The organism is Phycisphaerae bacterium, assembly GCA_017999985.1.
Classification (GTDB): domain Bacteria; phylum Planctomycetota; class Phycisphaerae; order UBA1845; family Fen-1342; genus JAGNKU01.
This window is the reverse complement of sequence record JAGNKU010000014.1, coordinates 107950-131111: the sequence shown is the minus strand read 5'-3', so window position 1 is coordinate 131111 and position 23162 is coordinate 107950. Positions and strand designations below refer to the sequence as shown.

General features: G+C 67.4%; 16 protein-coding genes. 12 read left to right on the top strand and 4 right to left on the bottom strand.

Going from position 1 to position 23162, the window contains the following annotated elements:
• The first annotated feature begins 417 nt into the window (after nucleotides 1–417).
• From hypB to KA383_16805, 6 genes are all read left to right on the top strand, one after another.
• On the top strand, nucleotides 418–1173 hold the full coding sequence (hypB, locus tag KA383_16830) for a hydrogenase nickel incorporation protein HypB (protein MBP7747783.1): 756 nt from the start codon (nucleotides 418–420) through the stop codon (nucleotides 1171–1173).
• 381 nt (nucleotides 1174–1554) lie between these two features.
• Nucleotides 1555–5148, top strand: a complete 3594-nt coding sequence (gene nifJ / locus KA383_16825; protein ID MBP7747782.1) for a pyruvate:ferredoxin (flavodoxin) oxidoreductase — start codon at nucleotides 1555–1557, stop codon at nucleotides 5146–5148.
• A gap of 66 nt (nucleotides 5149–5214) precedes the next feature.
• Entirely contained in the window at nucleotides 5215–6204 is a 990-nt protein-coding gene (locus tag KA383_16820; protein MBP7747781.1) for a dihydroorotate dehydrogenase-like protein, read from the top strand.
• A 299-nt stretch (nucleotides 6205–6503) separates the two neighbouring features.
• Entirely contained in the window at nucleotides 6504–7286 is a 783-nt protein-coding gene (locus tag KA383_16815) for a TIGR00730 family Rossman fold protein (GenBank protein ID MBP7747780.1), read from the top strand.
• Between the two features lie 45 nt (nucleotides 7287–7331).
• Nucleotides 7332–8174 (top strand): sulfite exporter TauE/SafE family protein, encoded by an 843-nt coding sequence (locus KA383_16810; protein ID MBP7747779.1) that lies wholly within the window; start codon nucleotides 7332–7334, stop codon nucleotides 8172–8174.
• On the top strand, nucleotides 8171–8590 hold the full coding sequence (locus tag KA383_16805) for a DUF1634 domain-containing protein (GenBank protein MBP7747778.1): 420 nt from the start codon (nucleotides 8171–8173) through the stop codon (nucleotides 8588–8590). Before KA383_16810 ends, KA383_16805 begins: the two co-directional genes overlap by 4 nt.
• Nucleotides 8591–8593: 3 nt before the next feature.
• Here KA383_16805 and KA383_16800 read toward each other — a convergent pair whose 3' ends face one another.
• The 3 genes from KA383_16800 to KA383_16790 form a co-directional block, all read right to left on the bottom strand.
• Nucleotides 8594–9565 carry a DMT family transporter gene (locus KA383_16800; GenBank protein ID MBP7747777.1) on the bottom strand — a complete coding sequence of 324 codons (972 nt, stop codon included), beginning with the start codon at nucleotides 9563–9565 and terminating at the stop codon, nucleotides 8594–8596.
• 93 nt (nucleotides 9566–9658) lie between these two features.
• A complete protein-coding gene (locus KA383_16795) occupies nucleotides 9659–10987 on the bottom strand; it encodes a protein kinase (GenBank protein ID MBP7747776.1) in 1329 nt (442 codons plus the stop codon).
• On the bottom strand, nucleotides 10977–11576 hold the full coding sequence (locus KA383_16790; GenBank protein ID MBP7747775.1) for a sigma-70 family RNA polymerase sigma factor: 600 nt from the start codon (nucleotides 11574–11576) through the stop codon (nucleotides 10977–10979). Before KA383_16790 ends, KA383_16795 begins: the two co-directional genes overlap by 11 nt.
• Before the next feature lie 313 nt (nucleotides 11577–11889).
• Between KA383_16790 and KA383_16785 the strand changes: the two genes are divergently transcribed.
• Genes KA383_16785 through KA383_16770 form a run of 4 tightly spaced genes read left to right on the top strand, consistent with a single transcriptional unit; the run spans nucleotide 11890 to nucleotide 16172 of the window.
• Nucleotides 11890–12777, top strand: a complete 888-nt coding sequence (locus KA383_16785) for a YIP1 family protein (protein ID MBP7747774.1) — start codon at nucleotides 11890–11892, stop codon at nucleotides 12775–12777.
• Nucleotides 12778–12790: 13 nt separating this feature from the next.
• A complete protein-coding gene (locus KA383_16780) occupies nucleotides 12791–14167 on the top strand; it encodes an efflux RND transporter periplasmic adaptor subunit (protein ID MBP7747773.1) in 1377 nt (458 codons plus the stop codon).
• A 32-nt stretch (nucleotides 14168–14199) separates the two neighbouring features.
• On the top strand, nucleotides 14200–14907 hold the full coding sequence (locus KA383_16775; GenBank protein ID MBP7747772.1) for an ABC transporter ATP-binding protein: 708 nt from the start codon (nucleotides 14200–14202) through the stop codon (nucleotides 14905–14907).
• Nucleotides 14908–14963: 56 nt separating this feature from the next.
• A complete protein-coding gene (locus KA383_16770) occupies nucleotides 14964–16172 on the top strand; it encodes an ABC transporter permease (GenBank protein MBP7747771.1) in 1209 nt (402 codons plus the stop codon).
• 40 nt (nucleotides 16173–16212) lie between these two features.
• Here KA383_16770 and KA383_16765 read toward each other — a convergent pair whose 3' ends face one another.
• Nucleotides 16213–19674, bottom strand: coding sequence for a thrombospondin type 3 repeat-containing protein (locus tag KA383_16765; protein MBP7747770.1), 3462 nt, complete (start codon nucleotides 19672–19674; stop codon nucleotides 16213–16215).
• Nucleotides 19675–19947: 273 nt separating this feature from the next.
• On the opposite strand from KA383_16765, the gene KA383_16760 reads away from it, so the two are divergent.
• Together KA383_16760 and KA383_16755 are read left to right on the top strand one after the other, a co-directional pair.
• Nucleotides 19948–20523, top strand: coding sequence for a sigma-70 family RNA polymerase sigma factor (locus KA383_16760; GenBank protein ID MBP7747769.1), 576 nt, complete (start codon nucleotides 19948–19950; stop codon nucleotides 20521–20523).
• The gene (locus tag KA383_16755) at nucleotides 20510–23149 is read left to right on the top strand and encodes a protein kinase (GenBank protein MBP7747768.1); all 2640 of its coding nucleotides are present in this window, start codon (nucleotides 20510–20512) and stop codon (nucleotides 23147–23149) included. Before KA383_16760 ends, KA383_16755 begins: the two co-directional genes overlap by 14 nt.
• The last annotated feature ends 13 nt before the right edge of the window (nucleotides 23150–23162 follow it).

The window sequence follows — 23162 nt, the reverse complement described above, 5'->3', positions numbered from 1 at the left end:
GCACGACGATCTACGGTCGGATCACGATCGTGGACCAGCTTGGCAACCTGGCGACGGAGTACTATCCGTGCGCGAACGGCTGGAACCGCTGGAGAATCGTGTCCACGTGCGTGAACTAGTCTCGCGGCATCGCGTCGGGCCGGCCGGTATCGCCGGCGGCCTGCCGACCGCGTAACGGAAGCAGTTGCACCTCCCGGCACGTCGCACCCCCGTGCGGCGTGCCGGGCTCTTTTTGCGCCTCGTGCCCCGGCCGGCGCCCGCACAGTTTTTGCTGGACGCGCGGCCCCGAACGTCGTATCCTGCCCCGGCAGCAGATCCCGCTGCGCGGCACGGATCAGGAGGGGCGGTCGAAAACGACTCCGCGGTTCGCGCGTTCGCGAGCCGCGACGCGGGTGCAGGTGCACGCCGCATTGCTGGTTGTCGCCGCCCGAGACCCGGGAACTGATCGGCATTTCAAACGATGCGGAGCACGCCATGACCATCCCCGTGGTGCATCAGTCGCCGCCCAACCCTCGCGCTGCCGGCGAAAACCGGCGGACGCTGGACAGTCACGGCGTCATCTGCGTGAGCGTCGGCGGTGCAACCGGCGCAGGCAAGACCGCGCTCCTCGAAGCCATTCTGCCGCGGCTACGCCCCGCGCTTAACATCGCCGTGATCATGGGCGACGCCACCGGCGCCGGTGACGCCCGCCGGATCGCCGCTCTGGGCATTCCCGTCGTGCAGGTTCTGACCGATGGCGCGTGCCGCCTGGCGGCCCACCAGGTGCAACACGGCATGGCCGAGCTGCCCCTGCCCAAGCTCGACCTCCTTATCATCGAAGACGTTGGCGGCGCGGTCTGCCACCTGCGTACGGATCTGGGCGAACACGTGCGCGCCGCGGTCGTCAGCATCGCCGGGGGACATCTGGTCACTACGAAGTACGCGGACGCCTTCCGCGACGCACGCCTGATTCTGTTGACCAAGTACGACCTGTTGTCGCATGTCGACTTCGACCTTGACGCAGCCGTGCGCACGCTCGGGCTTGCGAACCCAGGCGGCGAAATCATCTGCACAGACACGCGCCGACGCCTGGGAATCGACCGTGCGGCGGGCTGGCTGCTGGGGTATGTCCGCGCGCACCGCATGCGCCGGCTCCGCCGCCGGGCAGCGGCCCCAGTATGGTTGCATACCTGATGATTGATTAACCAAACACCGTGCAAGATTGCCCCACCCATCGCGGCGGCTGCGCGGATTTCCCCATAGTCAGCACCGCCAGCCGCCCTTCACACGCTCACGCGGTCGTTTTCGGGCATCCGGCGAGGGCACGCGGCTTGCATCCCGCACCGAGAATCGTTACACAGATTGGTTTGGCAGAACTGAGAGCCGTCGGCCGGCCGCACCGGCCCGGCGGCGGCCTAGCGGCCCGCGCGGGAAAGGCCAACCTGGCGACGGGGCGGTACTCCAGGGTATGCCTGCCAAGGGCTCGGTTCAAAGCATGACGCGGCCGGCTGCGGCCGGCGGGGCGCCACACCGCGGTCCATCGCGGCCGGGCGCACAACTGGGAGAAACAGGCTCATGAGCAAACGTCGCATGGTCACGATCGATGGCAACCAGGCCGCGGCCCATGTCGCCCACAAAGTGAGCGAGGTCATCGCCATCTACCCGATCACGCCCTCGTCCCCGATGGGTGAGTGGGCCGATGAGTGGTCCGCCCTGGGTCAAACCAACATCTGGGGCACCATCCCCCACGTCGCGGAGATGCAGAGCGAGGGCGGCGCGTGCGCTGCCGTGCACGGGGCGGCGTCCACGGGCGCCCTGACGTGCACGTTCACCGCGTCCCAGGGGCTGCTCCTCATGATCCCGACCATGTTCAAGATGGCCGGCGAGTTGCTCCCGACCGTCTTCCACATCACCGCCCGCACCGTCGCGACGCACGCCTTGAGCATCTTCGGCGACCACAGCGACGTGATGGCCTGCCGGTCCACCGGCTTCGGCATGCTTGCTTCCGGCTCCGTCCAGGAAATCATGGACATGGCCCTCATCACGCACGCCGTGACGCTCGAAAGCCGCGTGCCGTTCATGCACTTCTTCGACGGCTTCCGCAGCTCGCACGAAGTCGCAAAGATCGAGGAGCTCACCGCGGACGACATGCGCGCCATGCTCGACGAGAACGCCGTCGCGGCGCACCGCGCCCGCGCGCTCACGCCCGACCGACCCAAGCTCCGCGGCTCCGCCCAGAACCCCGACGTCTTCTTCCAGGCCCGCGAGACCGTCAACCCGTTCTATGCCCGCTGCCCCGAGGTCGTGCAGCGCGTCATGGACCGCTTTGCCAAGGTTGTCGGCCGGCAGTATCACCTGTTCGACTATGTCGGCGCTCCGGATGCCGAACGCGTCATCGTCATCATGGGGTCCGGTGCCGAGGCCGCGCACGAGACGGTGGATTACCTGACCGCCCGCGGCGAGAAGGTCGGCCTCGTCAAGGTCCGCTTGTATCGCCCGTTCGTGCCCGCCGCCCTCTTCGACGTCCTGCCCCAGACCGTGAAAGCCATCGCCGTCCTGGACCGCACGAAGGAGCCCGGCGCCGAAGGCGAGCCGCTTTACAAGGACGTGATGACCGGCTTCGGCGAAGCCTGCGCCTGCGGCAAGCGGCCGGCCGCGCTCAAGCACATCGTCGGCGGCCGCTACGGCCTGTCCAGCAAGGAGTTCTCACCACCGATGGTGAAGGCCGTCTACGACAACCTCGCCGCCGCGCAGCCGAAAAACCAGTTCACGATCGGTATCCAGGAAGACGTCACGCACACGAGCCTGCCCTTCGATCCGGACTTCGTGACCGAGGACAAGAGCGTCGTCCGCGCGATGTTCTACGGCCTCGGCTCGGACGGCACCGTCGGCGCCAACAAGAACTCGATCAAGATCATCGGCGAGGACACCGACAACTACGCCCAGGGCTACTTCGTCTACGACTCGAAGAAAGCCGGCTCGATGACGGTCTCGCACCTGCGCTTCGGCCCCAAGCCGATCCGTTCATCCTACCTGATCACCGCGACCAACTTTGTCGCCTGCCACAACTGGGCCTTCCTCGAGAAGTACGACATGCTGAAGACCGCCGTCCCTGGCGCCGTCTTCCTGCTCAACAGCCCCTTCCCGCAAAACGAGACCTGGGATCGGATCCCGCGCAAGGTCCAGCAGGACATCATCGACAAGAAGCTCAAGGTCTTCGCGATTGACGCCTACCACGTGGCCAAGGAAACCGGCATGGGGGGCCGCGTGAACACCATCATGCAGACCTGCTTCTTCGCCATCTCCGGCGTCTTGCCGCGAGAAGAGGCCATCGAGGCCATCAAGAAGTCCATCAAGAAGGAATACGGCAAGAAGGGCGAGGAAGTCGTCAAGAAGAACTGGGCCGCCGTGGACCAGACGCTCGCCAACATGTACGAGATTCCGGTCCCGGCCAAGCCGACCAGCAACGTCCCGATGCGGCCGGCCGTGCCCGAAGAGGCGCCCGAGTTCGTCAAGGACGTGCTCGGTCCCATGATCGTGTTCCAAGGTGACGAGCTGCCCACCAGCAAGCTGCCGGTGGACGGCACCTTCCCGACCTACACCACGCGCTGGGAGAAGCGCAACATCGCGATGGAAATCCCCGTCTGGGACCCGGACGTCTGCACCCAGTGCGGCAAGTGCGCGATCGCCTGCCCGCACGCGGCCATCCGCCTGAAGGCCTACGATCCTGCGCTGCTCAAGAACGCCCCCCCGACCTTCAAGTCGAAGAAGTACATCGGCAAGGAGTTCGAAAACTACGTGATGACCGTGCAGGTCGCCCCCGAGGACTGCACCGGCTGCGGCGCCTGCGTCGAGGTCTGCCCCGCCAAGAACAAGCAGGAAGCCCGGCTGAAGGCCATCAACATGGCCTTCCAGCCGCCGCTGCGTGAGAGCGAGCGCGCGAACTACGAGTTCTTCCTCGGCCTGCCCGAGGTCGATCGCAGCAAGGTGCGCATCAACAGCGTCAAGGGCTCGCAGTTCCTCCAGCCGCTGTTCGAGTACTCCGGCGCGTGCGCTGGCTGCGGCGAAACACCCTACATCAAGCTGCTCACCCAGCTCTTCGGCGACCGCGCCATCATGTCCAACGCCACCGGCTGCTCGTCGATCTACGGTGGCAACCTGCCCACGGCACCCTGGGTGATCAACAAGGACGGCCGCGGTCCGGCGTGGTGCAACTCGCTGTTCGAGGACAACGCCGAGTTTGGCTTCGGCTATCGGCTGACCATCGACAAGCACGCCGAATACGCCCGCGAGCTGGTCACGCGGCTGCGCGGCGAAATCGGCGCCGACCTGGCAGACGGCCTGCTCAACGCGTCGCAGAAGGGCGAGGCCGAGATCGACGCACAGCGCAAGCGCGTCGCCGCCTTGAAATCCAAGCTGGCCGGCAGCAAGTCACCCGAGGCGAAGTACCTGCTCGAAATGGCCGACATGCTCGTCCGCAAGAGCGTCTGGATCGTCGGCGGCGACGGCTGGGCCTACGACATCGGCTACGGCGGCCTCGATCACGTGCTCGCCTGCGGCCGCAACGTCAACGTGCTGGTGCTCGACACCGAGGTGTACTCGAACACGGGCGGCCAGTGCTCGAAATCCACGCCGCGCGGGGCGGTCGCGAAGTTCGCCGCCGGCGGCAAGCCGATGGGCAAGAAGGACATGGCGATGATCGCCATGACGTACGGGCACATCTACGTGGCCACGGTGGCGCTGGGCGCGAACGACGCGCAGACGGTGAAGGCGTTTATCGAGGCCGAGGCGTACGACGGGCCGTCGCTGATCATCGCGTACAGCCACTGCATCGCGCACGGCATCAACATGCGGACCGGCCTGGACACGCAGAAGCGGGCCGTCGAGAGCGGGCACTTCCCCCTGTTCCGCTTCAACCCCGAGCTTGCCGCGCAGGGCAAGAACCCGCTGCAGCTCGACTCGAAGAAGCCCACCCTGCCCTACGAGGACTTCGCCTACCAGCAGACGCGATTCAAGATGCTTACCAAGAGCAAGCCGGAAGAGGCGAAGCGGCTGCTCGAGCTGGCGCGGCACGACGTCGCCCGGCGGTGGAGCCTTTACGAGCAGATGGCAGCCATGCATACGGTGGGCGGCAACGGCCACGGCGAGCCGGCCGGCGGCGGCGAGTAGCGGACCGCGGGCCAGTTGAACGGATCGACCCCGGCTGCCAGCCGGCTATAGAAAGGAAACCGTACGATGAACCTCGCGACCACGTACATGGGTCTCAAGCTCAAGAACCCCCTGGTGCCTGCGGCCGGCCCGCTGACCTCGCGCGTCGATTCGATCCGCGAGCTGGAAGACGCCGGCGCGTCTGCCGTCGTGCTGCATTCGCTCTTCGAGGAGCAGATCAGCCACGAGGCCGCGGAGCTCGACCACCTGACGACCCAGGGCACGGAGAGCTTCGCCGAGTCGTTGACCTACTTCCCCGACACCGAGGATTACCGCCTCGGTCCGGACGAGTACCTCGAGCACATCCGTAAGGCCAAGCTGGCCGTCGAGATCCCCGTCATTGCCAGCTTGAACGGCGTGACCGTCGGCGGCTGGGTGGACTACGCCCAGAAGTTGGAGCAGGCCGGAGCCGACGGCATCGAGCTGAACGTCTACTACATCGCCACCGACCCCACGCTGCACGCTCCGGATGTCGAGAACCGCTACGTGCAGATCCTCAAGGCGGTCAAGAGCCACGTCAAAATCCCGATCGCGATGAAGCTCAGCCCATATTTCAGCGCGACGGCGGCGATGGCCAAGCGCCTCGACGAAGCCGGCGCGAACGGCCTCGTGCTGTTCAACCGCTTCTACCAGCCGGATATCGACCTGGACAACCTGGAAGTCCGGCCCGACCTCGTGCTCAGCACGCCGCACGAGATGCGTTTGCCGCTGCGCTGGATCGCGATTCTGCACGGGCACGTGAAGGCGAGCCTGGCGGCGACGACCGGCATCAGCACGGGCCGCGACGCGCTCAAGATGCTGATGGCCGGTGCGGATGTCGTGCAGCTCTGCTCTGTGCTGCTCCGCAAGGGCACGCGTGAGCTGGCCACGATGCTCAAGGACATGAGCGCGTGGATGGAAGAGAAGGAGTACGAGTCCGTCGCCCAGATGAAGGGGAGCATGAGCCAGAAGTCCTGCCCCGACCCCGCGGCCTTCGAGCGTGCAAATTACATGAAGACGCTGAACAGCTACGTGTAAGCAGAAGGCACGAAGGCACGGAGCCGCGAAGACGAAGCCCCGAGCGCCAGTGGGCGGGTTCCCGGTCGGATGCGATTCGCTGGAACCCACCCGCTGACGCTCGGGGCTCTGACGCTTGGCACACCGACCATGGCAGACGTATCCGCCCTCAGGCCCCCGGTGGACACTCGGCTCGCTTACGGCACCGTCGGCGTCCTCTGCTGTCTGGTCGCATCCGCCGGGCTCGTCCCGCCTCGGCCCCGGCCGTAGAATCAGTGGACGCACCCCGCTCCCCCGGCGGCGTGCAGCGAGGTTATCACATGGCTGATCGCGAGTTCTCCCCCCAAACCGCCGCCGAGGAAACCTGGCGGATCTTCCGCATCATGGCGGAATTCGTCGAAGGCATTGAAGTCATGGCCCACGTTGGGCCGGCGGTCTCGATCTTCGGCTCCGCCCGCACGCCGCCCGGCCACCGCTACTACAACCTCGCCGTCGAATGTGCCCGCCTGCTCGCCGAACGTAATTATGCCGTCATCACCGGCGGCGGCCCCGGCATCATGGAAGCCGCGAACAAGGGGGCGACCGAGGCCGGCGGCAAGAGCGTCGGGCTGAACATCGCCCTGCCGCTGGAGCAGGAGCCGAACCCGTACCAGAACATCGCGTTGGATTTCCACTATTTCTTCGTGCGCAAGGTCATGTTTCTGAAGTACGCCGTCGGGACGATCTGCCTGCCGGGCGGGTTCGGCTCGCTGGATGAGTTCTTCGAGACCATGACGCTCGTGCAAACCGGCAAGGCGCCGCCGATGGCGATCGTGCTGGTGGGCAGCGAGTTCTGGGACCCAATGATCGACTGGATGCGCGCGACGCTGCTGGAGAGACACGCCACAATTTCGCCCGAGGACCTGCATCTCTTCACCGTGACCGACGATCCGCAGGTCGCCGTCAACACCGTCTGCGAGTTCTACGAGCGGCAAGTAACGACCACCGGCATTCCCCCCACCATCGAGGAAATGCGCCGCCATCCGCAGCAGCGGCTCACGGCGGAGGGCACCATTTTCGGCGTCCCACCAATGGGGCCCAGCCGCCGCATCGGGCGACCCTGACGCCGGGTGTTGTCACAGCCCGCGCGGCGGACTATAGATCATGATGTGACGCCCCTCGAACTCACGCTGGCCGCTTTCGGGATCGCCATTGTCGCGGGAGTTCTGGGCGCGCTGCTCGGCCTGGGCGGTGGCATTATCGTCGTGCCCGCGCTCACGCTGCTCCTGGGGATCGACATCCGCTACGCGATCGGCGCGTCCATCGTCTCCGTCATCGCCACGTCCAGCGGCGCCGCGGCGGCATATGTGCGCGAGCGCATGACGAATCTGCGGGTGGCGTTGCTCCTGGAGATCGCCACCACCAGCGGCGCCCTGAGCGGCGCGTTCCTCGCCGGCATCATCGGCGGGCGCTGGCTGTTCATCATCTTCGGCGTGCTGATGGGCTACTCGGCGCTTGAAATGATCCGCCATCATCACGCCCGCACGCCCGGCGCGATTCCGCCCGATCCGCTCGCCGACCGCCTGCGGCTGCACGGCTCGTACTTCGACGCCGCCCAGGACACGACCGTCACGTATCAGGTCACGCGCACGAGGCTCGGGTTGCTGCTCATGTACGTCGCCGGCGCCGTCAGCGGCCTGCTCGGCATCGGCTCCGGCGTGCTCAAGGTGCCGGCCCTCGACCTCGCCATGCGCCTGCCGATCAAGGTCTCGACTGGCACGAGCAACTTCATGATCGGCGTGACCGCCGCGGCCAGTGCGGGCGTGTACTTCGCCCGCGGCGATATCGATCCGTTCGTCACGGCACCGGTGGCGGCGGGCGTGCTGCTCGGCGCTACGGCCGGCGCCCGGCTGCTCGGTCGCCTGCAGCGTCGCGCCGTGCGCTGGCTCTTCATCGCGGTTCTGCTTTGCGTGGCACTGGAGATGTTGTGGAGAGGTGTTACGTGGGCATGAACGAGGATCGCACCGCGGCCGACTACGCCAAGCGACTCCGCCGCGTCGAGCTCATGATCAGCAAGATCCTGCGCGTCGGTGTCGTGACGAGCTTGGCGATCATTGTCGCTGGCACGCTGCTGAGCTTCGTACACCACCCCGACTATCTGACGTCGCCATCTGAGCTGGCGCGGCTCACGAAACCGGGGGCCGCGTTTCCGCGCACGCTTACGCAAGTTGTGCATGGGCTGCGCCAACTGCGCGGTCAGGCGGTCGTGGTCGTCGGCTTGCTGCTATTGGTTGCCACGCCCGTGGCGCGCGTGGCCGCATCCACCGTCGGGTTTGCCTACCTGCGCGAACGGACGTACGTGGTCATCACGACCGTGGTATTCGCGTTGCTGGTGCTGTCTTTCTGGTGCGGACGCGCGGCTGGTTGACGGTCAGGGGCGGCCGCCATGTGCCGCGGCCAAAGACAACAGCACCACCCCGCCCACCGCAATGAGGGCCCCGAGCGCCGCCCGCACGCTCACACGCTCCCTGTGAATCCACATCACGAGCGGCAGGATGAAGACCGGCGACAGCGAGCACAGCGTCTGCGCCACCGCGAGCGGCGCCTTGTCCGCGGCGATCAGGGACATCCAGATTCCCAGGGTCGGTCCGACGATCGATCCGCCCACCATGAACAGATAGCCGGCCCGGCGCGCCGCGCGGTCGGTCTGGATCATCCCCGGCGGCGGGCCGGTTCTCCGCCGCGCAGCCAGCCACAACAGCATCGGCAGAACGAAGACCGCGGCGAAGACCATGCGGATGAGTGTCGCGTCCAGCGGGGCCATGCGTGCCGCCTCTGGCAGCCAGCCGTGCCCCATGCCGGCCTTGCTCAACAGGTACCCCCCCGCCTGGCACGCGGCCGCCAGCACCGCCAGGATTACGCCGCTGCCCCAGCGCGCCGGCATGACGTATGCGCCGCGTGCCGGCCGTTCGAACACCACCCAAGCCACGCCGGCAATGGTCACGACCATGCCCAGCCACGACAGACCGCTCAACGTCTCACCCAGCGTGAGCCAGGCGAACAGGGCGGCGAAGATCGGGGCCGTGGTGGAGAGCAGCGCCGTGAGGCGTGGGCCAATGCTGACGTACGCCGTAAACAGCGCCCAGTCACCCAGGCTCAAGCCGACCAGCCCCGACAGGGCCAGCAGCACGAGCTGGTGGTGACTGGCCGCGGGCACCCAAACGCCGCTGAGCAGCCGATGCAGCAGCGTCAACCAGCACATCGCCAGGAGAATACGCAGCGCGTTGACCTTGGTCGCGCCCAGACGTCGGCTCGCCGCCGTGAAGAACAACGTCGTGAACGACCACAGGACGGAGGTTGCCAGGCCGGCCGCGGGACCCGCATACGCATCCAGGTTGATCATGCGGCTGGGCTCGCCTTTCGTGCGGGACGCGTGCCTGACAGTGCTCCCCGCGCTTCCAGGGATGGAACGAGGCAAGCGTCAGCCGTCGAAGCGTTACGTCCGCTCATCACCCTTATCCTGCGCAGCCGAGGGGCCGGGTGGCGGGTCGTCGTCTGCACGCTCCGGAGTGGACGCCGGCTCCTCCGCTGATTTCATGGCCAGTGCTACCCGTTTGCGCAGGACCGCCGCCAGAGGCCGGCTCGCGGCGTCCTCCGGCGGGGCCGGCCGCGCGAACAACCGTGCCAGGCGGCTCTTGAATGCCGCCCACGGCGACACCGGCGTGCCTTCGGCGAGCAGTTGCTCCAACTGCGCGCCGAAACTACCCGCGGTCGCGTAGCGTGCCTCGGCATCCCGGCGCAGAGCGACGCGCAGGACCTCGGCCAGGCGCGCCATGAAGCTGGATTCCGTGGCATCGATGCCCGGCTCAGCTCGAACGGCCGCGAGGTTCACGGGCGCATCGCCCGTGGTCGGAGCCGGCAGCGTCCCCGTCAGCAATTCGTGCGCGACCAGCCCCAACGTGTACACGTCGGAACGCGGCGTAAGCTCAGCGACACGCCCGGTCAACTGCTCCGGGCTGGCGTAGCGCGGGGTGCCCGCAAACTGCGGAACCTCGGCGCCGCGTGCGGTCGGCTGTGCAGCGACGAACTGGGCGAGCCCGAAGTCCAGCACCTTGGGCTGGCCGGACGGCTCAACAAGGATGTTGTCGGGCTTCAGGTCACGATGCACGATGCCGCGCCGGTGCGCGAACTCGACGGCCGCGCACACCTGTACCAGCAACCCCAGCCGCTGGCGCACGTCCAGGCCGCGGGCGGCGGCGTACTTCAGCAGCGATTGGCCCTCGATGTATTCCATGACGAAGTACGGCCGCACGCGCTGCCGGGTGTGCCACTCGCCGCAATCGAGGAAGCGCGCGATCCCGGGATGGCACAGACGATGCAGGATCTCCTCCTCCATGCGAAAACGCGAGCGATCCTGCGGCGTGGCCAGCCCGGCCGCCAGAAGCTTGACGGCCGCGAAGAACCCCGGGCGCGTTGCGTCGAGCGCGCGATAGACCACGCCCATGCCGCCGCGCCCGATGATGCTCAGGACCGTGTAGCGCCCCACCATGAAGGGCGGCTCCGGCTCCTGCTCGGCGTCGGCCGCCGCTTCGTCGCCGGCGCGTGAGAAGGTCGTCGTACCGGGCATGCGCCACGTCGCACCCTCCGGCCGGCGCGGCTCGAAGTCGCGCACCTGCTCGTAATGCGGCAGCAGCGAGCAGACTTCGTCGCGCAGGCGCTGGTTGCCGGCGCAGGCGCGCTCGATGAAAAGGCCGCGGTCGGCGGGCGCGAGACGCACCGCCGCCTCGAGGACCTGCTGCACCAGGAGGTGAAACTCAGCCGGCATGTTCCCGCGCTCCCGCCAGGCGACGGTTCAGCCACGCGAGTGCAAACCGGAAGTCCTTCTCGACGGTGCTCGCGCTGACGCCAAGCTGGCCGGCGACATCCGCGTACGTCAGGCCCCCAAACCAGTGCAGCATGACCACCTCGCGCGGACGCGGATACGCCGCCCCCAGCTCCTCCAGCGCGCCGGCCAGATCGAGCAGGTCGATGCTGCGATCATGCCATGCGACCGCCAGCGTATCCAGTGCGACGCGCTGCCAGGCCGCCGCCGGCTCGCGCCCCGCCGCGCCTCCGGCACGCTGCGGGCCGCCGCGCTTGCGCGCCCGGCGTTTGCGCAGATGATCGATGAGCACCTGCCAGATCTTCCGGGTGGCGACGGCCCGGAAGTGTTCGGGGCTCTGGTACTGCCCGCGCGTGTGTTCGATGAGGTGCAGACACGCCTCGTCGACCACGTCCGTCGGACGTAAGGTCAAGTCGGCGCGTTGGTTACGGAAGTAGCGGTGCGCCAGCGCCCGCAGCTCGTGGTACACCAGCGGCACCAGTTCATCCGCCGCGGCCTGCTGCTTCTCGCCGGTCGGCCGGCTGTCGGACATGCCACGTCCTCGAAAACCGCGTCCGGCGGTGCGGGTCGCGGGGCCGTTCGCCGTATACCTCAATGGGCCGCTGCGCCGGAAGTGGCCGGCCTGCGCCCACGGACCGACGCAGCGCGTCCGCGCGCGGCATCTTACCGAGCGATTGCGTCGCACTCAAACGACGCGCAGGCCGGGGACCGAGCCGGTGTCCTCCACGCCGGCATGCGGGCCGGGGCAACTCCCCGGCCCGTCGGCTGTCGGAAATTGTCGGCGGAGGCGTAATACGGCGGAGTCACCGTCGAATACCCCCGTGTGGCGCCGCTGACGATCTATAATGGCCCCGTGCCAGGGTGAGACAGCGGCAACGTCGCAACGGCACGACGTGGGGCCCGGCCCGGACGAGGACACCGGTTTGGCCGAGATCATCGAGACCGTAGCGCGTCGCACTGTCAGCATCCGCGACATTCCGCTCGTGTGGGTGGCGCCGCGGCGGCTGTTTGCGCGGGTCGAGGATGTCCCCGCGTGGCGCTGGCCCCTGCTGATTCTCCTGACGGTCGTCACGCTGATCGGCTACGCGACAGTTGAGACAGGCCTGATCGACCGCGAGATCGACCAGCAGGTGCGCGACTCCATCGCCCGGATCGATGCCATGCAGCGCGACGTCGTCGAGCGTTCGACCCTGCGCGAGCTGTACGAGCAGGAGATCAAGCAGGGCGAATTCCAGAAGCTGCTGACCAGGATGCGGGTAGTCGTCGCCGAGCCGGCGAAGGCGCTCAGCGCGACCTTGCTGATCGCCGCAACGCTGTACGGCGTGGTGGCGCTGACCGGCCGCAAGCCCGAGTGGCATACACTCCTGACCATCGTGGTGTACGCTGGCTTCATCGACGTGGCGCGGCTGGTGCTCCAGCTCGTGCTCATGCTGCATTACCGGACGCTGGCGGTGGACACGTCGCTTGCCCCCCTGGTGCAACTGTGGCCGGATTTTCTGCGCGCCAGCCCGGCGGCCCTGGGAGCCGCGACCGGGGCGTTGCGGGCGCTGGACCCCTTCGTGATCTGGTACTGGCTGGTGGCGCTCGTCGGGCTCCACGCCACCGCCCAGTTGCCGGGGTGGCGCGCCTGGCTGATGTGTGGATTGGCGTGGCTGGTTGCGGCCGGCGCGCGGGCCGGGCTCGCGGCCGCGCTGGTGCCGGCGGGGCCGCCTGGGGGAACGCCAGCCGCGTGAATCGGAGAGGCAGATGAAAACAATCATCGGCATCGTGGTGCTGGGTGCGGTCGTGGGCGGGATCTACATGCTCAACGACTACACGCGCACGCAGGATGGCAAGAGCCTGCTGCACGTGGCGCGCGAGCTGGAGGTACAGGTCGATGCGGCCCTCCCGGAGCAGCGCGACATCATCCGGACGGTACAGGCGCCGGGTGAGGTCGAAGCGTTCTCCGAGGTGGATATCAGCTCCGAGGTCATGGGCAAAATCCTGGAGATGCCGGTCGAGGAGGGCGACGCGGTGCATGCCGGTGACCTGCTGTGCCGGCTGGACGATGCGGCGTACCGGGCGCGCGTGCTGTCGTGCGAGGCGAACGTGGGAAAGCTGCACGCGCTCATTAAGCAGTCCGAGGCCGACCTGGAGCGCGCCGAGCGTGACTGGGAGCAGCAGCAGCGGCTGCGCGAGACGCAGGCGACATCGCCAATGGAAGTCGCCAATTACCGCACGGCACTGATCAGTGCCCAGGCGGCGGTCGAGATGCGCAAGCAGGAGCTGATCGAGGCGGAGGCCGGGCTGCAGTCGGCGCGCGAGGACCTGGCCAAGACGGTCATCACGGCCCCGATTGACGGCGTCATTGCCCAGCGCTTCGCCAAACAGGGCGAGGTGGTGATCACCGGCACGATGAACAACCCCGGCACGCGCATCATGGTCATCAGCGACCTGTCGAAGATGCAGGTGCGCTGCCGCGTGGACGAGGCCGATGCGCCGCTGGTTGCGCCGGACCAGACCGCGCGGATTTACCTGCAATCCGACACCCGGCGGAGCGTGGCCGGCAGCGTGCTGCGCGTGGGTACCAAGGGCACGAAGCCGGCCGGCCGCGACGTGGTCACCTTCGAGACGCTCGTGCTGATCACCGGGTCGGACCCGCGCGTGAAGCCGGGCATGACCGCCAACGTGGAGCTCGAGGTCGCCCGGCGCGCGGACGCCCTGACCGTGCCGATCCAGGCGGTGGTGTACCGGAAGCGGCGCGACCTGCCCGAGTCGCTCATCAAGGAGCTCGATGCGCAGACGCCGGCGCCGGAGGCACGCCAGAACCTGGCGGAGTACATCAAGCTCATCTTCTGCGCGGTGGATGGCAAGGCGCGCCCGGTGCTCGTCGAGACAGGCGTGAATGACGCCACCAGCGTGGAGATCACCAAGGGCCTGGCGCTGACCGACAAGATCGTGACCGGACCCTACCGTAGCCTCGATCAGCTCAAGGACGGCTCGCCGCTGAAGATCCAGGAGAAGCCGGCCGTGACGGCCACGGCAGTGGCAACGAGCCAGCCGGCCGAGGACGGGGATGACAATACCGAAGTCGACACGGCGACCGAGACCAGCGCCGGCGCCCATGCGCGCAGCAAGGAGTGAGCATGACCGGCGCTGAACACAACGGCCCGCCGGTGATCGAGCTGATCGACCTGCACAAGACCTACCGGGTCGGAACGGTGCTGGTGCAGGCGCTGCGCGGCGTCACGCTCACCATTCACGAGAACGAGTATGTCGCCATCATGGGCCACTCCGGCAGCGGCAAGAGCACGCTGATGAACATCCTCGGCTGCCTGGATGTGCTCACCAGCGGCACGTATCGGTTGCGCGGCCAGGACGTCTCGAAGCTGTCACAGTCGCGGCTGGCGAACATTCGCGGCCGGTTGATCGGCTTCGTCTTTCAGTCGTTCGAGTTGCTGGGGCGGACGACGGCGCTCAAGAACGTGGAGTTGCCGCTGACGTACACGCGCACGCGCCACCGGCGCCAGCGGGCCCTGGAGGCGCTCGCCCGCGTGAACCTGCTGGACCGGGCGCATCACCACCCCAACCAGCTTTCCGGTGGTCAGAAGCAGCGCGTCGCGCTGGCTCGCGCCCTGGCACAACAGCCGGCGCTCATTCTGGCGGACGAGCCCACCGGCAATCTCGACAGCGCCACGGGCGAAGAGATCATGAGCGTGTTCGACCGACTGCACGACGAGGGGCAGACCATCATCGTCGTCACGCACGAGGATGACATCGCGCGGCACTGCCGGCGGATCGTGCGGCTGAAGGATGGGCGCATCATCGAAGATATGGTGAAACCGGCGGCGCGGCCGGCGCCGACGGCGGTGGTGACGGCATGAGAGCCCTGCAGGTCGCGGTCAGCGTGCTGCTCTACATCCCCGATCGCATCGGGGCGATCGCCGGCAACGTCGCCACCGCGCTCGTGCAGATCTGGGCGAACAAGGCGCGCTCGCTGCTGACGGTGCTGGGTATCATCATCGCGGTCACATCGATCATCAGCGTGGTCTCGATGGTCGTGGGGTTTGGCGATTACGTCACGAACTTCCTGCGCGGGCTGGGCACGAACATGATGGTGGTGTATCCGGAGTGGCTGCGCGGGCCACGCGGTGAGTTCCTCCGCCGCGCGGAGATGACCATCGAGGACATCCAGGCGGTCGAAGCCAACGCCGGCGCCATCCGCCGGACGTCGCCGGTCGTGTGGAGCAACGCGACGATCGAGTACGGGCGCCAGCAACTGACGGGCGTCGAGCTGCGTGGGACGAACGACTTCTTCCAGGCGATCCGCAACTTTTACGTGGACACGGGCCGATTCTTCGGGGCGGTGGACGTGGAGGCCGGCGCGCCCGTGTGCGTGCTGGGCCGCGAGGTGCTGCGGAAGCTGGAGTGCGACGAGTCGGTGGTCGGCGATTATGTGCACATCGACGGCCAGCGTTTCCAGGTCGTCGGGCTGCTCGAGTCGAAGGGCAGCTTCATGGGCGAGAACCAGGACCAGACCGCGATCATTCCCTGGACCACCGCGCTGAAGATGTATCCCTATGCACGGAAGTACCTGGCGTTCTACGTCGAGGCCATGGGTGAAAGCGACATCCCGGAGGCTGAAGGTCAGCTCGTGCGCATCCTGCGGCAGCGCCACGGTCTGAAGGCCGGCGACGCGAACGACTTCGGGATCTTCAAGCAGGACCAGGTGCTGCAGGAATTTCACAAGGTGCGGCTCGTCGCGACCAGCGTGCTGGCGGGCATCGTCAGCATCTCCCTGCTCGTCGGCGGCATCGGCATCATGAACGTCATGCTGGTCTCGGTCACCGAACGCACGCGCGAGATCGGCCTGCGCAAGAGCGTCGGCGCGCACCGCCGCGATATCCTGCTGCAGTTCCTGACCGAGGCCGTCGTGCTGAGCACGGTCGGCGGCGCCATCGGCATCGGGCTCGGCTACGCGATCAGCTACGTCGCGTCGCTGCATCCCAGCATGGTGCAGGTCAAGGTGCCACTCTGGTCCGTCGGGCTCGCGCTGAGCTTCAGCGCCGGCGTCGGGATCTTCTTCGGCATCATTCCGGCGTTCAAAGCCGCGATCATCCATCCCATCGATGCGCTGCGGCATGAATGACCGCGGCTTGGCCGGATGCCCGGCGCCACGAACTCTGCGGTTACCCGCGCCGCAGTTTGCGACGCATTTTCAGCACGCCGATGCCCGCCAGGGTCATGGGCACGTAGCCCACGACCCCCGCCCCGCAGGCCCCGGCCCCGCATAGCCCCGGGATGTCCTGGCCGCTGTCGTCGCCGGTGTACAACGCCGGCGCGCCTGGATCGGTCACCACGCCATCCGCGGTGACGTCCGCATCGCCGCGCGCGCCGTCCTGGAAATGCAGCGTGATCAGGTTACCGGCGATTTCCGCGCCGGTCGTGCCGTCGAACATGAATTCATACCAGTGCGCCGCTGCCAGATCCGGCGTCGCGCCATACTTCCAGTAGCTGTTGACCCCGCTCTCGGGCGGCGTGTGCAGGATGATCTGTACCGCGACCGACGCCCCCGGCTCCAGACCCGTTACCTCGAAGGTCAGGAAGCCCGCCGGGAACTCCGCGCCCATCGGCATGTCGCCTGGCGAGGGGTTGTCCGTCGCCGCCACGTTCGCCAAACCCAGCCCCTCGGGCACGGCCAGCGTAACGTAGGCGCCCTCGGTATTCGGCAGCGAAGTGACGTTGGGCTGCGTACTGTCCGGCACGCCGTCGTTGTTGCCATCGCCGCCGTTGGGAGCGCCGTCCTCGATCGCATCGGGTACGCCGTCCTCATCGGCGGGTGGATCACAGGCGTCGCCGTTACCATCGCTGTCCGCATCCGCCTGGTCGGCGTTGGCCACTGCCGGGCAGTTGTCCACGCAGTCAGCGACGCCGTCGCCGTCGGTATCGGTGTCCGCGACATCACACCCGCAGGCGCCCGGTGCGGTCTTGTCGGGGTTGTCCGGGCAGCCGTCCGCGCAGTCCATCGTTCCGTCGCTGTCCGTGTCGACGTCCGCCACACCGCACCCGCAAACCCCGGGGTCGGTCTTGAACCGGTCATTGTCGCAACCGTCCTGGCAATCCGGGACCTGGTCGCCGTCGATGTCGGTGTCGGCGGCTCCACACCCGCAAATCCCTGGCGTGGTCTTGTTCGGGTTGTTGGGGCAGCCGTCACAGGTGTTGCCAACCCCATCGCCGTCCGAGTCCGCCTGATTCGGGTTAAACGTGAACGGGCAGTTGTCCACGGTCGAGATGATCCCGTCGCCGTCGTCGTCGTCGCCCGCCCGCCACCCGGGGCCGCCCACGCCGACGATGTACCCGTCCGGCTCGTCACGGTCGTCATCCCCGCGTTCGCCGTCCACGTAGCGCAGCGTGACGACATTCGCGCTGATCTGTGCGCCAGTTGGATTAATGTAGTTGAACTCGTACCAGCGATAGTTGTCCTTCTCGGCATCCGTGAACTGGTAGTAGCGCGACGGATACGTGTTGGCCGGCAGGTACATCGTCACCACCGCCGTGGTCGTGTCCGGCGCCAGCTCCAGGCGGAACTTGTACAGACCCTGCAGGAAGGACACGCCGGCCGGCGGGTCGGGGTACTCGTCATCATCGGTCCAGTAGGTCAGTGGCAGGCTGTCCGAATACCGGAAGTGGCCGGTCATCTCGGGTACAGCGATCGTCGCATAGCCAGCGCCGTCCGCGCGCGGCATCGAGACGACGTTGCTTTGCTGCCAGTCCGGCTCGCCGTCGCCGTTGCCGTCGTACTCTTCATCGTTGTGGTACGGACCTTGTTCATCCTCATCCGACGTCTGGTCACCGTCGGCATCACGATAGACGATGCCGGAGAGTTGAACGACGAACGGGTTGTTGTCCGGATCGTTGGACGGAATGGCGAAGTTGCTACTGAGATGGCCGTAGTCGTCCTCGCCGGGATGAAAACCAGCCGTGACCGTGCAGGCTTGCCCCGTCGTCAGCGTCACGCCGGAGCAATTGTCCCACTCCAGCGTGAACGGCGCGGTGGGCGGCAGGATGTCACCCAATACCAACGGCTCCGTCCCCAGGTTGCGAACGATGAAATCGTTGTCCGACTCATGGCCCGGCTCGATTTCACCGAAGTCGTGGGCCGTCGGCGTCACGCCGATCACTACACCCGGTTGCGGCATTGTGAAGTACGCCGTGACCGTCTGATCGTCAGGGCCGACCCAGACGGTGTACGTCGGGCTCGAGTCCCACCCATCCCACGTGTCGAAGATTCCGTTGCTGTCCGACGTGGCCGTCAGCGTCGCACGACTGCCGACGATGTACTGCTGCGTACAGCTGCTCGGACAAGCTATCCCCGGGCCGGTTACCGAGCCCGACGGGCTCGGATCGATCACGACCGTAACCGTGGACAGCGTCTCCGAGCCGGGTACATACTCGAATGCGCCCATGTCCACCGTCGCCGTGCTATCCCCATTGCCATCTGCCACGCGGGCCCGGCCGAGCCAGTCGATCGGCAGGCTCTCCGCGAAGTCACCATCGCGGTCGACGTCGGCCACGTCCGCCGGCAACGCAGCGTTGTTGCCCGCGTCCGTGCAGGCCGAAAACGGCTGCAAGCGGTAGTCGCTGTCATACTCGGTCTTGAAGAAGTACGGATCGGCGTCGATGTTGCCCGTGCCGGCATGACCGCCGCGCACGTCGCTGTAGCTGACAGCGATAGTGCCATTCGTGCCCGCCTTGAGCTCGCCCGGCTGGCCGTTGTGCGTGTTGCCCCAGACGATGCTGTTGACGACCGACAGCGCGCCCCATTCGCAGTTCACGGCGCCGGCGGTCGGGTCCAGGGAATTGGTGACGGTGTTCCTGGTCACCGTGCAGTTGACGATCGTCCCTCCGAAGTAAAGCCGAATCGCGCCGCCTTCCCAGGCGCTGTTGTCGCGGAACAGGCAGTTGGCCACGGTCGTATTGCTCACCGACGAATCGATGCCGCCGCCGAACCCGCCGTACGCGTCGTTGTTGCGGAAGCTGCAGTGGACGACCGCCACCGACGTGCCGGCACCGATGCCGATGGCGGCCCCAAAGAATGCATAGCACTCCGTGAAGGTGCAGTTGGCCACGATCACGTTGCCGGCGTTGATCAGGATTCCGCCGCCGGAGTTGTTCGGGTAGCCTGTGCCTCCCGCCCAGCCGCCGTGGATCGTGAAGCCGTCGATCGTCACCGCGGCCCCTGCGGCGGGATTCACGTAGAAAGCGTGCCCGTTGCCACTGTTCAGCCAGCAATCCACGGTCGTGGTGTACGTGCGGGGATTCCGCTGGTTGCGGTCCGTTTCGGTGCCGGCGAACCCGCCGTAGATCCCCACGCCCTTGTTCACCAAGATGTAATACAGGGACCCGTGGGTCGTCGCAGCGTAGGTGCCGGTTTTAACCCAGATCTCGTCGCCCGCCGCGGCCTTGGTGACCGCCGCCTCGATCGTCTTGAGGGCGTCCGTGTCCCAGGCCGTGCCATTATTGGCATCATTGCCGTTGTACGCATCCACCCGCAGGATTGCGGCCGGCGCGGCCACCGCCAGGCCCGCTAACACCGCCGCGCTCGCCGCCATGCGGCGAACTGTACCCCAGTCGCTCCTACTCGCACACATGGACAATTCCTCCGGTCACAGGAAGCGGAGCGGCGTGCCGAGTTCACCGTCACCTGGCGACCGCCCGGTTCCCGCTCCTCGTCCAGTAGTACACCGACGGGGCGGCCGCCTCACACGCCCCGCGGAAATCCGTCCGGGGGCGTGTGAGACTGGCCGGGGGCGCGGGTACGCACATTCGGACGCTGGGTGTTACGCCCCGCGCGGGAGTCGAAATCGCGATGCAGGCCGGCGGGAATCGGGTTACAATGGAGTCCACGGGAGGCCGCAAGTGCCGTGGACACCACTCGTCCCAGCCTGTTGCTGCGAATTCGCGATCGTGCCGACGCGGAGGCGTGGCAGACTTTCGACGCCCTCTACCGGCCGATGCTCGAGCGCTTTGCGCGCAGCCGCGGCCTGGCGGCCGACGACGCCGAGGACGTGGCCCAGCAGTGCCTGACGGCGGTGGCGGACAACATCGCCGACTTCACTTACGATCCCGCAAAGGGCCGCTTCAAGAGCTGGCTCCGGACCCTGGTCAACAACCGCGTCCGCAACCTCCTCCGCGACCGCCACGAGCAGCAAGGCGCCGCGGCTGTTTTCGACGCTGCCCAGCAGCGCGAAACGTCGCCCGACGCGGCCTTCGATCAGATCTGGATGGAAGAGCACCTCTGGCACTGCCTGCGCGAGCTGCGCAGCGAGGTCGACGAAACCACCTACGTGGCGTTCCAGCACTACGTGATCGAGCAATGGCCAGTGGAACGCGTGTGCACCACGCTCGGGCTGTCGTCCAGCAACGTGTACACGATCAAGTGGCGGCTCACCGAGCGGGTCGCCGCCAAGATGAGCGAGTTGCTCGATGGCACTGAGTGACCGCGTCCAGTGTGCCTGTCCGCCTGAGGCCGAGTTGCGGCGTCTCCACGCGCACGAACTGGCCCCGGACACTGCCCAGGTCATCGAGGGGCACCTGGCAAACTGTCCGGCGTGCGCCGCGCGCCACGCGGCCCTGCTGGCTGAGCACAATACGTGGATCGGGCGCCTGCGCCTCGTCGGCGTGCCGCCCCAGCCGACCAGCCCCGCGCCGATTCCCCCACCCGACATCCCGGGCTACGAGATCCGCACCGAAATCAGCCGCGGCGGACAGGGCATTGTGTACCGCGCGCTGCAGGTCACGTCGCGCCGCGACGTGGCCATCAAGGTCTTGCGCGAGGGCCCCTATGCGACGGCCGCGACCCGCCGCCGTTTCGAGCGCGAGATCGAGCTGGTCGCCGGCCTGAACCACCCCCACATCGTCACCGTGTTCGACTCCGGCGAGACGGCCGACCGCCGGCGCTACTACGTCATGGACTTCGCGCCCGGCCTCCCGCTGGACCGCTATCTCGCGACCCGTCGACCACCCGTCGCCGACCGGCTGCGACTTTTCGCGCGGGTCTGCCAGGCGGTCAACTACGCGCATCAGCGCGGCGTCATCCACCGCGACCTGAAGCCCTCCAACGTCCTCGTCGCCGACGACGGGCACCCGCGGATTCTGGATTTCGGCCTCGCCCGGCATGTTCCTGAGCCCGGCGCCGCGGCCATGACCACCGCGGGCGAAGTCGCCGGCACGTTGCCCTACATGTCGCCGGAGCAGGCCCGCGGCCTGCCCGACGCCGTGGACGTCCGGAGCGACGTGTACGCCCTGGGTGTCATGCTCTATGAAATGCTCACCGGCCGCTTTCCCTACCCGGTGTCCGGTGACGTCTTGCAGGTCCTGCGGCACATCGTCGAATCGGAGCCCACGCGCGTTTGGCGCCGGCCCACGCCGGCCGCGACCGGTGCGCCCCCGCGCATTGATCTCGACCTGGAGACCATCCTGCTGAAAGCTCTGGCCAAGGAGCGCGAGCGGCGCTACCAGAGCGCCGGCGAGCTGGCCCGCGACGTGGAGCACTACCTGGCCGGCGAGCCGATCGAAGCCCGGCGCGACAGCGGCGTGTACGTGCTGCGCAAGCTGCTCCAGCGCTACCGGTTCGCCGCCCTCGCCGCCCTGGCGTTCGTGACTGTGATCACCGGCGCCGCGCTCGCGCTGGGGGTCATGTACACGCGGCAGGCCGCGCTGCGCGCCGCGGCCGAGCACCACGCCGCGGTCGCCCGGACCGCGGAAGCCACGGCAGAGCGGCGTTTTGCGCAGGTGCGCGAACTGGCCAACTATTTCGTGCTGCAGTTCGATCCGCTCCTGGCCCACGTGCCGGGTGCGGCTCCGGCCCGCCGGGCGCTGGTGGAAAAGAGCCTGACTTATCTCGACGCGCTGGCCCGCGAGGCGCGCGACGACGTCGACCTGCAACTGGAGGTCGCAGCGGCGTACATGACCATCGGCGACGTGCAGGGCGACGTGGCAACCGCCAGCCTCGGCGATGCGCGCGCCGCGCTGGAAAGCTACGGCAAGGCCGACCAGCTCCTGGCGGACCTCGCCGTCCGGCTCCCCGGCGAGCACCGCGTCTTTACCACGACCCTCCTCAATCTCCTCAAGATTGGCGACGCCCGGCAAGCACTGGGCGATCTGCCCGGTGCCCAGTCACTGTACGAAACAGTCATCCAGCGCGGTGACGAGCGACTGGCGGCGCTGCCGGACGATAGACTCGTACGTGGCAACGTCGCCAATGCGCATCAACGCCTTGGCAGCACCCTGCTCAGTCGCGGCGAAGTCGACGCGGCCCAGGCGCACTTCGACAAGTATGCGCAGCTGGTCGAAATCAACACCCCGCCGGATCCCAATGACGTCTGGCGGCTCCGCTCGGTCGGCGTGAACTGGACCAAGATCGCCGGCGTGCACTACGCCCAGGGCCGCTTGTCCGAGGCGCTCGAGTGCTACCAGAAATTCCTGGAGACTTCGCAGCGCGTGCAGGCCGCGCATCCCAGCGACGTGGTGGCCCGACGCGACGTCGGTATCGCGCACCAGTGGATTGGCATCATTCAGGCAGATCTGAAACAGCCCGAACCTGCGCAGGCAGCCTTCGAGGCATCCAACGCTGTGTTCGACGCCCTGCTGCGGGACGACCCGACCGATAGCGTGGCGCAGACCCAGCTCGCGACGAACTGGTCCAAGCTCGGGGAAATCCATCTTGCCGCCGGCCACACGGACGAGGCACAGCGCAGCTTCGCACGCTCCGCGGAGCTCGTCGCGGCGGTGGCCCGGGCACAGCCCGACCGCCCCGACGTGCTCCGCCTCCTTGGTGTGTCATACTACAAGCTGGCCGAACTGGCGCGGACCTACGGGCAGGACACGGCGCGACCCGTGGCGGAACGCCGGGCCCATTGGCAAGCGGCGCGCGATTGGCTCGACCAATGCCGCAGCGTCTTCGTCGACATGCGCGCCCGGGACATCCTGTCTCCTGGCGACGCGGCCGTACCCGCGGAACTGGCGGCCGAAATCGCCGGCTGCGACACGGAGCTGTCCGCCCTCGATGGTGCACCCCCCACCTCACAGGCCCTCTCCACGCCGACCAGTGCGACAGGCAACTGACGCCGCTACACTA